Source organism: Arthrobacter globiformis (assembly GCF_003261175.1).
GTDB lineage: Bacteria > Actinomycetota > Actinomycetes > Actinomycetales > Micrococcaceae > Arthrobacter > Arthrobacter globiformis_A.
Window position 1 is genome coordinate 277,050 of sequence record NZ_QLNP01000105.1, and the last position, 14,186, is coordinate 291,235.

At 66.8% G+C, this 14,186-nt stretch carries 11 protein-coding genes; 3 read left to right on the forward strand and 8 right to left on the reverse strand.

Translation table 11 applies throughout. The annotated features are described in order from the left end of the window. Positions 1 to 6: 6 nt before the first annotated feature. Complete coding sequence (locus tag DBZ45_RS22045; RefSeq protein ID WP_111905929.1) at positions 7 to 1,170, forward strand: cysteine desulfurase family protein; 1,164 nt, start codon at positions 7 to 9, stop codon at positions 1,168 to 1,170. Here DBZ45_RS22045 and DBZ45_RS22050 read toward each other — a convergent pair. Further along, positions 1,167 to 2,033, reverse strand: a complete 867-nt coding sequence (locus DBZ45_RS22050; RefSeq protein WP_111905930.1) for a fumarylacetoacetate hydrolase family protein — start codon at positions 2,031 to 2,033, stop codon at positions 1,167 to 1,169. The two genes, DBZ45_RS22045 and DBZ45_RS22050, sit on opposite strands and share 4 nt — an antisense overlap. A 60-nt stretch (positions 2,034 to 2,093) precedes the next feature. After that, a complete protein-coding gene (locus DBZ45_RS22055) occupies positions 2,094 to 2,756 on the reverse strand; it encodes a DUF1684 domain-containing protein (protein WP_111905931.1) in 663 nt (220 codons plus the stop codon). A gap of 84 nt (positions 2,757 to 2,840) precedes the next feature. Between DBZ45_RS22055 and DBZ45_RS22060 the strand changes: the two genes are divergently transcribed. After that, positions 2,841 to 3,626, forward strand: a complete 786-nt coding sequence (locus DBZ45_RS22060; protein ID WP_111905932.1) for a hypothetical protein — start codon at positions 2,841 to 2,843, stop codon at positions 3,624 to 3,626. A 73-nt stretch (positions 3,627 to 3,699) separates the two neighbouring features. Further along, a complete protein-coding gene (locus DBZ45_RS22065) occupies positions 3,700 to 4,506 on the forward strand; it encodes a transglutaminase-like domain-containing protein (RefSeq protein ID WP_111905933.1) in 807 nt (268 codons plus the stop codon). 85 nt (positions 4,507 to 4,591) lie between these two features. Here DBZ45_RS22065 and DBZ45_RS22070 read toward each other — a convergent pair whose 3' ends face one another. From DBZ45_RS22070 to DBZ45_RS22095, 6 genes are all read right to left on the reverse strand, one after another. Further along, entirely contained in the window at positions 4,592 to 5,059 is a 468-nt protein-coding gene (locus tag DBZ45_RS22070; RefSeq protein WP_111905934.1) for a MarR family winged helix-turn-helix transcriptional regulator, read from the reverse strand. After that, complete coding sequence (locus DBZ45_RS22075) at positions 5,056 to 6,168, reverse strand: LLM class flavin-dependent oxidoreductase (RefSeq protein ID WP_111905935.1); 1,113 nt, start codon at positions 6,166 to 6,168, stop codon at positions 5,056 to 5,058. The genes DBZ45_RS22070 and DBZ45_RS22075 overlap by 4 nt, the downstream gene beginning before the upstream one ends. 167 nt (positions 6,169 to 6,335) lie before the next feature. Next, positions 6,336 to 7,289 (reverse strand): endonuclease domain-containing protein, encoded by a 954-nt coding sequence (locus DBZ45_RS22080; RefSeq protein WP_111905936.1) that lies wholly within the window; start codon positions 7,287 to 7,289, stop codon positions 6,336 to 6,338. A gap of 157 nt (positions 7,290 to 7,446) precedes the next feature. Next, positions 7,447 to 10,662, reverse strand: coding sequence for an efflux RND transporter permease subunit (locus DBZ45_RS22085; protein WP_111905937.1), 3,216 nt, complete (start codon positions 10,660 to 10,662; stop codon positions 7,447 to 7,449). An 88-nt stretch (positions 10,663 to 10,750) separates the two neighbouring features. Beyond that, the gene (locus DBZ45_RS22090; RefSeq protein ID WP_111905938.1) at positions 10,751 to 12,256 is read right to left on the reverse strand and encodes a malate:quinone oxidoreductase; all 1,506 of its coding nucleotides are present in this window, start codon (positions 12,254 to 12,256) and stop codon (positions 10,751 to 10,753) included. Positions 12,257 to 12,332: 76 nt separating this feature from the next. After that, on the reverse strand, positions 12,333 to 14,009 hold the full coding sequence (locus tag DBZ45_RS22095; protein ID WP_190243223.1) for an ABC transporter substrate-binding protein: 1,677 nt from the start codon (positions 14,007 to 14,009) through the stop codon (positions 12,333 to 12,335). Between the last annotated feature and the right edge of the window lie 177 nt (positions 14,010 to 14,186).

A 14,186-nucleotide genomic window follows, 5' to 3' on the forward strand; every position in this document is an offset into this window, starting at 1 on the left:
CACGCCATGATCTTCCTGGACGCAGCAGCCACATCACCCGTCTGCCGGGAGGTGCTGGAGGCCATGTGGCCCTACCTCACCGGCGAATTCGGCAACCCGTCAAGCCACCACTCGCTGGGCGATTCCGCCGCGGCGGCACTCGCGGACGCCCGCAAGACCGTGGCCGCGGTGCTGGGCTGCCGGCCCGGGGAGATCACCTTCACGTCGGGCGGCACGGAGGCGGACAACCTCGCCGTCAAGGGGATTGCCCTGGCGCGGCAGGCCGCGGACCCGGCGCTGAACCGGGTGGTGATCAGCGCCGTCGAGCACCCGGCCGTGGAGGAGTCCGCACGGTACCTCGAACGCTTCCACGGCTTCATTGTGGACGTCGTACCCGTCGACGGGAACGGAACCGTGACCCCGGAGGCACTCGCCGCGGTGCTGCGGGACGAAACCGCGCTGGTCAGCATCATGTACGCCAACAACGAGGTGGGGACCGTCCAGCCGGTGGCTGAGTTGGCGGATCTGGCGCGGGGGCGGGGGATCCCCTTCCATACCGACGCCGTGCAGGCCGCCGGCTGGCTGCCGCTGGATGTGCGGGCGCTCGGCGTGGACGCCCTGAGCATTTCCGGGCACAAGCTCGGGGCGCCCAAGGGCAACGGGGTCCTGTTCGTCCGGGGCCGGACCCGCATCGAGCCCCTGGTGCATGGCGGCGGCCAGGAACGCGGCCGGCGCTCGGGCACCGAAAACGTTGCCGGCGCGGTGGCCCTGGCCACCGCCCTCACCCTGGCGCGCGCCGACCGGCCCGCGCTCGCGGCCCGCGTCACCGGCCTGCGCGACCGTTTTATTGCCGCCGTGCTGGGAAGCATTCCGGGTGCGCTGCTGACCGGCCATCCGTCTGAGCGGCTGCCGTCCGTGGCGTCGTTCTGCTTCCCGGGCACCAGCGGGGAGTCGGTGCTCCTCGAACTCGAGCGCCAGGGCGTGGTGTGCTCCAGCGGCTCGGCGTGCGCGGCCGGCTCGGATGCGCCGTCGCCGGTGCTGGTGGCACTCGGCATCGAAACGGAGGTGGCGCAGACCGCAGTGAGGTTCAGCTTTGATTCGTCGGTGACCGCCGCCGACCTGGAGGCAGCTGCCGCGGCGGTGACAGCCGCCGTCGGAAGCGTCCGGCACCTGGGCCTGATTCCGGGTTAGGGTGCCGGTCGGCTAGCGGCCGTGACGGGGTTGGAAAGCTCTCCGATCCCGCCCACCCGGCAGGTGACGGTGTCGCCCGGCTGGATGCCGGCGCTCGCCGCCGGGAACCCGGTGAGCACCAGGTCGCCGGGGTGCAGGGTCATGAACGACGTCAGGTAGACCAGGATCTCGTCCACCTTCCAGCCGAGGTCCGCGGTGCTGGCGGCGGGCAGTTCGGTGCCGTTATGGACGACGCCGACGGGCAGGTCAGCATGGTCCAGCCCGGTGACGATCCAGGGACCGGCCGGCGTGAACGTGTCCTGGCTCTTTGCGCTCAGCCAGAGTTCATCGGACTTTTGCAGCTTGCGTGCGGTGACGTCGTTGCCGATGGTGTAGCCCAGGACCGCCGTCCGTGCGTTGCCGAGGGTCAGGTTTTTCGCTGTCCGGCCGACGACGACGGCCAGTTCCGCCTCCGGCTCCACCAGTCCGATTCCGGCCGGCAGTTCAATCGCCTCGCCCGGTCCGATCACGCTGGTGGCCGCCTTGTGGAAGGCCTGTGCGGGAAGGTCCCGGCCGGCCTGCCCGGTGTTGTGGGCCATCCCGAGGACGTTGGCCGGGACGCTCGGCGCCAGGAACGTGAAGCTGTCTTCGGAGACTTCAGCTCCGGGTTCCCATCCCTTGCGGTGGGCGCTGCCGGCATTGGCGCGCGAGCCGGGGAAGGGAGACTCCACCACCGTCCAGGTCCGTCCCGCAGTGCCCAGGAAGTCGGCGGCGTCGTTGGCCACGAAGAACTGCTCGGGCAGCGGTGCTTTGTCCGAGTCTGGGTTTGGGGTAGGGGCGAGGGGGCGGACGCGGGCGATCCGCCGCTGGACGGGAGGAGTCATTCAGCCATCGTATGTGCCCTGCGGAGTGTTTCCTGCTGGGCGGCCCCGAACTGCGTGGCGTCAGTACAGCTCGCCGACAGGGATCTCCACAGCCAGCCGGTTGGCCGGGCCGGCGAGCGGGCAGGCCCAGGCCTCGTTGTAGGCGCACGAGGGGTTGTAGGCGAAGTTGAAGTCCAGTACGTACTGGGCGTCGGGTCCGGAGCCGCGGACGCCGTGGAACGCGCCCTTGATGGTGTCCAGGAGATAGCGGCCGGCACCGTAGCTTCCGCCGGGCTTACCGGCGGTGGCATCGCGGAACGGGACGAAGATCCCGCCGCCGTAGCCCATCAGCTTCCACACGGCCAGTTGTCCCATTTCTGGAAGGTCGAACGTTCCCAGCCGGACAAACCTGACCAGCCCGTCCGTTCCCGTTTCGACGGTCATTTCCCGCCCGGCGCCTTCCTTGGTCAGGGGCACGTAGAAGCGGTAGATGGGATCGTAGTCGGCGGTCCTGAGTCCGTAGAAGGACGACTTGGCCTCCGCCGTCAGTGCCGATGCAGCATGTGTGCCGAACATGCGGTCGCGCTCCTGGCGCCAGTAGGCGTGCGCTTCCTCAGGGCTGTCCGCGGCAATCTTTCGCACCGTGTCGTAGAGGGCGAAGGTCCGCAGCCGCCAGTCGGCAATGTCGAGGGCGGACATGTTCGCCAGCGTCTGCTCTGCTTCGTCAAGCTCATGTTCGTCCATGACCTCAGCCTAGTTGCTAATTCATCGTCGAAACGCTGCCCGGCAACCCCCGGACGGGCCCGGCGTCCCGGCTAGGCTGGAGCCATGACAGGGATCACCGCCTCTGGACGCATCGGGATCGCCGCCGTCGTGCTGTTGACGGCGGCACTGGCCGGCTGCAGCAGCGACGGCAAGGGCGCGCCCGTCTGGACGGCGGAGCCCGGCACGAGCCCTGCGAGCGGGGCAGCCTCGGGGTCCGCGAGTGCCTCCGCAAGCGCGTCCGCCGGTGCCTCTGCGACGGCCGGTGCCACGGCAGCGGCATGGAAGGTCTTCACCGACCCCGCCAAGACCGTGAGCTTCGAGCTTCCGCAGGACTGGATTGCCCAGTCGGTGGACCCGGACAAGGGAACCCTTCCCGGCGCGGTGAAGATCGAGGTCAAGGACGCGGAAGGCACCTATCTGGCCACCCTGCAGACCGGGCTGCCGGAGGCCGCGGCAGCCACGTGTGCCGCCTCCGCCCGCAAATCCTACGTCGTCGTCAGCAGTGTCCCCGTCGAGCTGCCGCACAGCGGCGGGCAGGGGACCATCGACCCGCACGTGGTGTTCAGGGTGATCCAGGGCTACCGCTACTTCGGCTCCTACGGCATCACCAACCTGGTGGGCGGCGCCGATTCCAAGGCCTGCCAGCTGCAGAACGTGGTGCAGGGCCTGGCCGGCAAGGGGAACTACTCGTTCAGCGACGTGCGCTCCCTGAAGGCGTTTGCTCCGGATGAAAAGGTGGCCCCGGCCAAGGCCTTCGACACGCTTGACCAGGCCGCCGGCTACGTCAACGACGGCTCCGAATTCGCCAATGTCCAGCGGATGCTAATGTCTCTGAAGATCAAAAACTAGTCCTGCTGCGCCTCCGGCACATCCCCCGTCCGCAGCCGCGACTGGCTGACGCCGCCTCACACCCCGGAGACCCATGGAACGAACTGTTGCTGCCCGCCTGGTATTCAAGACCGTGGCCGACACCAAAGTGGCGATGGCCATCTCCGTGGCGAGGAACGCCGGCTACACGTCCTTCGAGGAGAACCTCAGCGTGACGGCGGACGGGGAACCGGTACCGCTGACTGAGATTTCGGACCACCATGGCGGCAGGTTCCACTACATGGAGTTCGCCGACCCCACGGACGTCACGGTGGATTACTCGGCGACCGTTGCGGGCCGCGCCGAACCTGAGGATGCCGCGCTGATGGAGCTGATCCGCTACGTCCGGCCCAGCCGCTACGCGGAGTCTGACCGGCTGCTTCCCACGTCGTATGCGGAGTTCGGCGGACTCCAGGGCGAGGAGCTCCTGCACGCCGTCCGCAACTGGGTGTTCAACGAACTGCGCTATGTCAGCGGTTCCTCCCGGGGAACGGACGGCGCCGTGGAGACCCTCCTGAACCGGCGCGGCGTGTGCCGGGACTACGCGCACCTGGCCATCTCGCTGTTGCGTGCCAAGAACGTGCCTTCCCGGCTGGCGGCTGTCTATGCGCCGGGCCTTTCCCCGATGGACTTCCATGCCGTGGCCGAGGCCCATATCAACGGGGCGTGGCACGTGATCGACCCCACTGGCCTAGCGCCCAGGGAGGCCATGCTGCGCATCACGGCCGGGCGCGACTCCTCGGACACAGCCTTCCTGTCCACCGTGGGCGGCAGCCTCTCCCTCCGGGAGATCCGGGTCTCCGCCACGGTGGACGGCGACCTGCCGGCGGAGGATCCGGGCAAGCTGGCCGTCATCGGCTGACCGGAACTACCCGCTTAGCTGGCCTCCCGCCGTCGGCCGTCCGACGGCGGGGCCGCCTGCCGTCCCGCTAACGGGACGGCAGCGACTAACGGGACGGCAGCGACGCGCGCAGCTTCTCCGTGAGCCGCAGCAGTTCCCGCTGCTCTGCCGCCGTCAGTGCCGGGCCCACGAGCTCGGCGATGTCCCGCACATGCTCCCGGCCGATTTCCTTCTGCAGCGCGGCGCCCTCCTCGGTCAGTTTGAGCAACACGCCCCGGCCGTCGTCCGGGGCCGGCATGCGTTCCACGAGGCCGCGTTTCTCCAGCCGATCCACCAGCCTGCTCAGGCTGGACTGGCTCAGGAGCACGTTGTCGTTCAGTTCGTTCAGGCGCAGCCAGCCGGACGGGCACCGCGACAGTGTGAACAGCACGTCGTACTCGTTCACCGCCAGGTCCCGGAAGGCAGGGCCGGACTGCAGCCGGCGCATCACAGCCACCTGCGCCCGGAACAGTGACTCCCAGGTTTCGGCGGCTAGCCGGACGGCGGACGTGCCCGACGCGGTCCGGGGTGTCATCGCGACTCCGTTGGGGAGGCAGCGGTTTCTTCGGCTGCGATCCGTGCGGCAACGCGTCCGGCGTGCGTGGGTGGAGCCGGGATGTGCGCCGGCGTGCGGTCTGCGTACTCCTTGCGCAGGACCGGCAGGACTTCCTCGCCGAACAGGTCCAGCTGCTCCAGGACAGTCTTCAGCGGCAGCCCTGCGTGGTCGATCAGGAACAGCTGGCGCTGGTAGTCGCCGAAGAACTCGCGGAACGTGAGGGTCTTCTCGATGACCTCCTGCGGGCTGCCAACGGTCAGCGGGGTCTGGGACGTGAAGTCCTCCAGCGACGGGCCGTGGCCGTAGACGGGGGCGTTGTCGAAGTACGGCCGGAACTCCTTCACGGCGTCCTGGGAGTTCTTCCTCATGAAGAACTGCCCGCCCAGCCCCACGATGGCCTGGTCCGCCTTGCCATGGCCGTAGTGCTCGTAGCGCTCGCGGTAAAGGCTGATCAGCTGCTGGTAGTGCTCCTTGGGCCAGAAGATGTTGTTCGCGAAGAAACCGTCGCCGTAGTAGGCCGCCACTTCCGCGATCTGCGGGCTGCGGATGGAGCCGTGCCAGACAAAGGGGGACACGCCGTCGAGCGGTCGCGGGGTGGAGGTGAAGTTCTGCAGCGGCGTGCGGAACTTGCCGGACCAGTTGACGGTGTCCTCGTCCCACAGCTTGCGCAGGAGGCTGTAGTTCTCGATGGCGAGCTCGATGCCGTCCTGGATGTTCTTGCCGAACCAGGGGTAGACCGGGGCCGTGTTGCCGCGGCCCAATACCAGGTCCACGCGGCCGTCGGCGAGGTGCTGCAGCATGGCGAAGTCCTCGGCGATCTTGACCGGATCGTTCGTGGTGATCAGCGTGGTGGCCGTGGACAGCGTGATGCGCTCGGTCTGGGCGGCGATGTACGCGAGCGTGGTGGTGGGGGAGGACGAGAAGAACGGCCGGTTGTGGTGCTCACCGATGGCGTAGACGTCCATGCCGATTTCTTCGACCTTCTTGGCGATCGCCACGGATGCCTTGATGCGCTCGTGCTCGGTGGGCGTCCGGCCCGTGGTGGGGTCCTGGGTGATGTCGCTGACGCTGAATACGCCGATCTGCATGATGAGCCTTCCGTTCGCCGAAGTTGTTCGGGCCTGTGCTACCAGTGTACCCGATTTGCATGCATTTGCATGTACTGCCCTCAACGTCCCCGGCGCCAGGTTATTCCCGCCGCTCCCAACTGGGTAGCAGTTCAGGGCGTTCCCAGCGCTGGGAACCCTCTGAACTGCTACTCAGATGGGGACCAGCCGCGCGCCAGGAGCGCCAAGCGGACCTTTCGGACGGCCGCCCGCGCGTCGTTCTCCATGTGGGCTTTGCCGATCCGCACCAGGATCCAGTCCGCGGCCGCGAAATCCTCGTCGCGGCTTATATCCCTCAGCACCTGTGCTGGATCCGAATGCCCCTCGCCGTCATACTCCACGGCCACACGGAACTCCGGGTAGGCAAGATCGGGTTGGCGCACGACGCCGCCAACCAGCGTCACCGGGACGTTGACGTCCGCCTTGGGAAGGCCGCGGCGGTCCAAGGCAAGCCGGAGCCGTGTTTCAGGGGCAGAATCCGCGCCGACGCACGCCTGTTCCAGTGCCAGTCGGGCCTTTCTGATCCCGGGCGTTCCTTTGTGCCTGTCCAGCATGTCGGCGAGTTCTTCACGGGTGGCATGCGCTGCGGACCTACCCTCGAACTCGGGGCGGGGACGGCGCAGGAGGTGGTCAGCCACCACCGTCAGCTCGTCGATACTCATCCGCCGCGCGATGTCCAGCCATGTCCGGGCCCTGCTGGTCACGAACACCCCGTAGAGTTCCACGATTTCGTCCGGAAAGAACTGCCCGCGGTGGCCCACCACACGCCGACGCCGGGCGATGGTAACGGTATCCGGACGGGAAATGTGGATGCCCGGCTTGTCAGCGCCCGGGAGAAAGCCGGGGAACTCCCACAGCAGGAATGCCGTGGCGTGTGACGCCGCCGAAAGGCGAGTAACCAGCGTGTGAGGCCTGGCCAACTGTGCAAGCTGCACCAGGCACTCCGGGCTGGTGCTGGCGCCTGAAGGCAACCGGATGCTCCGGCTGGGAGTCACGAGGCCGCCGTTCTTCAGCCGGTCCCGGGCAACTCCGGCGTTGAGCCCTTCATCCACGGTGAAGGGCACGCCCGAGAGATGCTCCGGCAAAGGGCTTGGATATTTCATGGCCCCATCGTGCCAAAAACGAGAGGCGGGATTTGGGTTATCCACAGGGCGCGCGACAGTCACGTGATCTAGGTAGCAGCTGAGGGCGTTCCCAGCGCTGGGAACGCCCTGAAGTGCTACCCAGTTGGGTGGGGAGGAGAAGTGGGGAGGCGCCGGGCTATTCGGGGGAGCCGGGGGCGGCGCGGCGTCCGCTGAGCTTGGGCACCATGCCGGTGGTCCAGTCCGCGAACTCTGCGTCGACGTCGTCATCGGCCGGGGAGAAATTGGGTCGCTGCTTGAGCTGGCGCAAGAGCTCCTTTTTCTCCTTCCGCCCCTCCACCAGCCGGTACAGCACGGGGACGAGCACCAGCGTGAGCGCGGTGGAGGACACCAGGCCGCCGATCACCACAATGGCCAGCGGCTGCGAAATGAACCCGCCGCCGCCCGTCATGCCCAGGGCCATGGGGGTCAGCGCGAAGACCGTGGCCAGCGCGGTCATCAGGATGGGCCGGAGCCGCTGCCGGGCGCCGTGCATGATGGCGTCGGCAACACTCATGCCCGGGTTGCCGCCGCGTGGATTCCGGTACTGGTTGATCAGGTCGATCAGCACAATGGCGTTGGTCACCACGATGCCCACGAGCATCAGCATGCCGATCAGCGACGGCAGCCCCAGCGGCACCCGCGTGACCAGGAGCAGGGCAACTGCTCCTGTGGCGGCGAATGGCACCGACACGAGGAGGATCAGCGGCTGCACCAGCGACTTGAATGTCGCCACCATGATCACGTAGACGATGGCGATGGCGGCCAGCAGTGCGAGGCCGAGCTGCCGGAAGGATTCTGCCTGCTGGGTGGTGGCGCCGCCGATCGCCGCGGTCACCCCGGCGGGAAGGTCCACGGCCTTGAGGCGCTGCTGCACCTCCGCGCTGACGGCACCCAGATTGGATCCCGACGGCGTGACGGACACCTGCGCGGTCCGCTGGCCGTTGCTGGAGGTGATGGAGACGGGGACGTCAACCTGTTCGACGGCGGCAATCCGGCTGAGCGGGACCGCGCCGGAGGCGGTGGGGAGCGGGATGTCGCGGACGGCGGCAATGCTGGTGAAGCGTCTTCCTTCGCCGATCTGGACGGGGAAGTCGTCCGTGTCGATGCGCACGGTGCCTGCGGGCACGGGGCTGATGGTGGAGGCGAGGACGCCCGCCACCTGCTCTTCGGTCAGGCCGGCGGCAACGGCCTTGGCCCGGTCAACCTTCACCTGCACCACGGGCTGGCTGGCAGCCAGGTTGGTGGTCACTTCGCTGCTTCCGGGAACTCCGGCCATGGCCTTGACCATGGCGTCGCTGGCCTTCTTCAGATCTTCGGAGGTGGCCGCCTTCAGGGTGATGTCCACGGTGGAGGACGTTCCGAAGCCTCCCTGCTGGGAACCGACGGAGATCTTGCCGGCAGCACCCGCCGCCGCCAGTTCGCTGCGGACGGTGTCCTGCAGCTTGCCCTGGTTTGCTTTTTCCTCGGTGACCACGGTGAACGAGGAGTTGGAGGTGCCCGAGGACGTCAGCGCGGTGAAGCCCGCCTGTGCGTTGCCGGAGGTCACCTGGACGTCCCTGATGCCGTCGATGCCGAGGAGCACGTCCTCGACCTTCCGGGCCGCGGCGCTGGTGTCGTCGAGGCTCGTGCCGGCGGGAAGTTCCTGCTTGACCGTCATGCTGTTCTCGCCGGAGCGTCCCAGCAGGTCGGTGGCGAGCAGCGGCGTCATTGCAGCGGTCCCGCCGAGGACCAGGACCGCGGCGATCAGGGTGAGCACGGGGTGCTTCTGGGTCTTGGTCAGGACGGGAAGGTAGCCGCGCTGCAGGATGCTGCGCTGCTCGGCCTCGTGTGCCTGCGCCTGGACTTCCCGGGCGGAGCGGGGGGCCTCGCCGGCTCCGTTGGCGGGGCTCTTCAGAAACCAGTACGCGAGCACGGGAACGATGGTCAGGGACACCAGGAGTGAGGAGAGCAGCGCAATGGTGACCGTCAGGGCGAACGGCCGGAACAGTTCCCCCGTGAGTTCGCCGACGAAGGCGATCGGGAGGAAGACGGCCACTGTCGTCAGCGTGGAGGCGGTGATGGCGCCGGCCACCTCGCGGATGGAGGTGAGGATCGCGGTGAGCTTGGCTTCGCCGTAGCTCAGGTGCCGCTTGATGTTCTCGATCACCACGATCGAGTCATCCACTACCCGGCCGATGGCGATGGTCAGCGCCCCAAGAGTGAGGATGTTCAGCGAATACCCCGTGCCGGACAGGCCGATGAAGGTGATCAGCAGAGAGAGCGGAATGGAGACGGCGGTGACCAGGGTGGAGCGGACGGACATGAGGAAGAGGAGGATGACGGCCACCGCGAAACCGAGGCCCAGGAGGCCCTCCGTGGCGAGGTCCTTGATGGACTTCTCGATAAAGGGTGCCTGGTCGAAGACGGGGGTGAACTTGGCGTTCGAGCCAAGCTCCGCCTCGAGCTGTGGCAGCAGATCCTTCACCGCGTGCGAGATCGCCACGGTGTCGCCCTCGGGTTTCTTCGTCACCGAAATGGCAAGCGTTTCGAGGCCGTTCGTTCGGGTGATGGAGGTGCGCGCGTCATCCTTGATGCTGACGTCGGCCACAGAACCGATGGTGGTGCCGGCTTGCCCGCCGCTGAGCGGCAGGGACTTCACCGCGGCAACGGAGTCGACCGGGCTGCCGATCTGCAGGGAGAGGCTTTGGCCCTTCTCTTCAATCGTGCCTGCCGGAACGAGATCGCCGTTGTTGGTCAGGGCGTTCCGGATCGACTGGATGCTGGCACCGCCGGCGGCCATGCTGGCCGTGTTCGGCTGGATCAGGATGTGCCGGTTGGCACCGCCCGTAACGTCGGCGCCTCGGACGCCGTCGAGCTTCTGCAGCCTCGGTACCGATAACCGCTGAAGGTCCGTGTTCAGCTCGCTCAGCGGCTTGTCGGAGGAGACGGCGAGGAAGACGATTGGAAAGTCGCTGATGCTGCCGGCGATGGCCTGGGGCTGGACGTCGTCCGGGAGCGTACGCTTCGCGTTGGAAATCGCCCGGTCGATCTGGTTCCGGGCCCGGTCCAGGTTGGAACCATAGGTGAACACCAGGCTGATCTGCGAGACGCCGTTGCGGGAGGTGGCCGATGTCGACTCCAGGCCTTCGACGCCGTTCAGCGCCGTCTCCAGCGGACGGCTGACCTGCTTGTCCACCACCTCGGGCGACGCCCCGGGCATCGACGTGATCACCGTGATCCTCGGGAACTCAACCGGGGGTATGAGTTCCTGCTTCAGCGAGGACATGGTGATCACGCCGAACACCGAGGCGAAGATGGTGATCAGCGCGATGAGCGCGCGATTCCCGAGGGATAGTTGGGCCAGCCGGAACATCGCATGATCTCCTGGGTCGACGGACTGTTTGCCTTCGTGGTGCCTGCCGCAACCCGCCGGTCAGCGCCTGACGGTCACCGCTGGAGGGTCACCGCTGAACGGCGGGCGATGCTTCCAGCTGGAGGCTCTTGGCGGTGGCCTTCTCGAGTTCCGCCGCCAGCTCCGGGTTTTCGTTGAGCTTGACGCCGTAGCCCGGCATCATTTCCTTGAGCTTGGACTGCCAGCCCTTGAAGTTCTTGGGGAAGGACTTCTGCAGGAGCTCGATCATGATGGGCACGGCCGTGGAGGCTCCCGGTGAAGCGCCGAGGAGGGCACCGACGGAACCGTCGCGGGCGGCGATCACCTCGGTGCCGAACTGCAGCACACCGCCCTTTTTCGGATCCTTCTTGATGATCTGGACCCGCTGGCCGGCCGTGATGAGTTCCCAGTCGCCGTCCTTGGCCTCCGGGTAGTACTCGCGCAACGCCTCCACCTTGTCACCGTGCCGCTTGGCCACCTCTTTAACAAGGTAGGCGGTCAGGTCCATGTTGTCCTTGGCCACGGCGAGCATCGGGATGATGTTGCTCGGCCGGATGGACAGCGGAAGATCCAGGTAGCTGCCGTTCTTCAGGAAGTTCGTCGAGAAACCGGCATACGGGCCGAACAGGAGGGAACGCTTGCCGTTGACGTAGCGCGTGTCCAGGTGCGGCACGGACATCGGCGGAGCACCCACGGAAGCCTGGCCGTAGACCTTGGCGTTGTGCTGGGACGCGAGGGACGGGTCCGTGCAGCGGAAGAACTGGCCGGAAACCGGGAACCCGCCGAAGCCCTTGCTTTCGGGGATGCCGGAAGCCTGCAGCAGGTGCAGCGCTCCGCCGCCCGCGCCGACGAAGACGAACTTGGCCCGGATGCTGCCGCGCTCACCGGAAGCGCGGTGCTTGAGCGAAAGGTCCCAGCCGCCGTCGGACGCCCTGCGGAGATCGGTGACGTCGTGGCCGTAGTTGATTTCAACGCCGTTGTTGGCTAGGTATCCGGTCAGCTCGCGGGTCAGGGCACCGAAATCGACGTCGGTGCCTTCGGCGGCGCGGGTGGCGGCAACGCGCTGCTTCGTGTCGCGGCCCTTGACGATCAGCGGCGCCCACTTGGCGATCTGCGCGAAGTCCTCGGAGTACTCCATGCTCCGGAACAGGGTGTGCTCCTTGAGCGCGTTGTACCGGGTCTTGAGGAAGGTGGAGTTGTCGTCGCCGATGACGAAACTCATGTGCGGAACCGTGTTGATGAAGCCCTTGGGCGAGCCGATCAGGGAGTTGTCCACCAAGTGGGACCAGAACTGGCGGGACAGCTGGTACTGCTCGTTGATGTGCAGTGCCTTGGCGGGATTGACGGAGCCGTCTTTGGCTGCGGGGGAGTAATTAAGCTCACACAGCGCGGCGTGCCCCGTGCCGGCGTTGTTCCACGGTCCTGAGCTTTCCAGGCCGGCCTCGTCGAGCCGCTCGAACAGCGAGACGGTCCAGTTGGGTTCGAGCTGCTTGATGAACGCACCCAGCGTGGCGCTCATAATGCCGCCGCCAATAAGAACGACGTCGGCATGTTGGGTCTTGGAAATGAAGGTCACAATCAGTCTCCCGTAGGCGGCTCTGGCTGTCACAGAATATCCCTGTACCGCCTCTAACTGAAATTGCGCCCCGGCGTCAAGGCCTCAGCTGGACCTTCGTGAAAACTTCATTTAATACCGGCGAGGCGGGATAGCTGATCACCCGGTCGGACAGGGCCAGTGCGGAGATCGGGAAAGCGATGGGGACGGCGGGCAGGGACTCCGCGATCTGGGCGTTGATGGTCTGGTACTGCTGCGTGCGTTCCTGGCCGTCCGGGAGTCCGCGGGCGCGGTCGATCTTGGAGAACACCTGCGGGTCCTGGTAGCCGAACTCCCCGTTCTTCTCGCCGAAGAGCGGGGCGAGGAAGTTGTCCGCGTCGGAATAGGAACCGTTCCAGCCGAGTAGGTGCAGGGCATGGTCGCCGGGGTTCTGCACCTTCTGCAGGTAGCCGTCCGTCCAGTCCACGGGGACGGGCTGGATGTTCAGGCCCACCGCCGTGAGCTGGCGGCTGATCTCCGCATAGACCTTCTCGGGGGTGGGCAGGTACGGCCGGGTGACGTTCATGGGGTAGTAGAACTTCAGTGCCTGGCCCCTGTAGCCGGCCTCTGCCAGGAGTTCCTTCGCCTTGCGGGGGTCATAGCCGAGTGCGGGTGCGTTGTTGTTGAACCCGCTCAGCTTGGGCGGAACGAACTGCGAAGCCTGGGCGGTGTTGTCGATGAAGAAGCGCCTGATCAGCGTGTCCTTGTCGATGGCCAGCTCGATGGCCTGGCGGACCTTGAGGTCCTTCAGTACCGGAATTGCCTGGTTCATGCCGAGATACATCACCGAGAACGGGTCCCGCTGGATGATCTGCTTGCCGCGCTTGACCAGCTGGTCGAAGTTTCCCACCGTCACGGAGTCATAGCCGTCGATCCTGCCGTCCAGCAGGGCTTGCAGCCGCGTCTGCGGGTGGTCGTAGGTGACGAATTTGAGGGTGGCGATCTGTCCTCGGGTGCCCCAGTACTCCTTGTTGTCCGTGAGTGTGACTCCCGCGCTGTCCCAGGCGGAGAAGCGGAAGGGGCCGGTGCCCACGGGATGGGTGGCGTAGGCGGAAAGTGCCTGGCTGCCGCGCCGCAGGGTGGGCTGATCGGCCTTCCCGGCGGCGAGTGCCTTGGGGGAGGAGATGGCAAACGCGGGAAGCGTCAGCGCCTGCAGGAAGCCGGTGAAGCGTTCCGTGAGGTTGATCCGCACCCGCAGCGCCGACAGGGCGGTGCAGGATTTGAAGACGGACAGCTCCGGATGGTCGGCGTGCTCCTTGAAGACTCCCTTGAAGGTGGTTCCCGGAGCCTGCTTCCGAAGGGCCTCGGAAAAATTGAACCAACGGTCGAAGTTGGTGCAGACAGCGTCGGCGTTAAAAGGGGAACCGTCGTGAAACGTGACGCCGGGCCGAAGTGTGAACGTATAGGCCAGGCCGTCCGGCGACTCCGTCCACTGCGTTGCCAGCAATGGCGTGGGCTCGCCCGTTGTCTGGTCGACGCCCACCAGCCCCTCCAGGATCTGCCGGGTGACCCGCTGCGATTCGACATCGTTGGCCAGGGCGGGGTCAAGGCCCAGCGGCTGCGAGGCCGTGCCGAACGTGAAGGTTTCCGAGGGGTCAGTGGCTGCTGTTGTGGTGCTTGCCGCAACGGACGACGGGGTGGGCCGGGCTTCGCTCGTGCAGGAAGTGAGCGACAGGCCCAGAAGGACGGCGCCGGTCTTGAGGGCCGTACGGCGCGGGATACTGCTGCTGGGCACTCGAATACCACCTCTGGACTGCTGGGGTGCGCGTGGGCGGCTGTTGCCCGCCACCCAGTCTAGTTGACGGATCGCGGACCCCTGGCTTATGCGTGAGCCAGGACACGCCGGGGCCCGGAGCAGCAAAAGGCCGCGGTCCGCACTGTCGGGTGCGAACCGCGGCCTCTGCCGGGACGA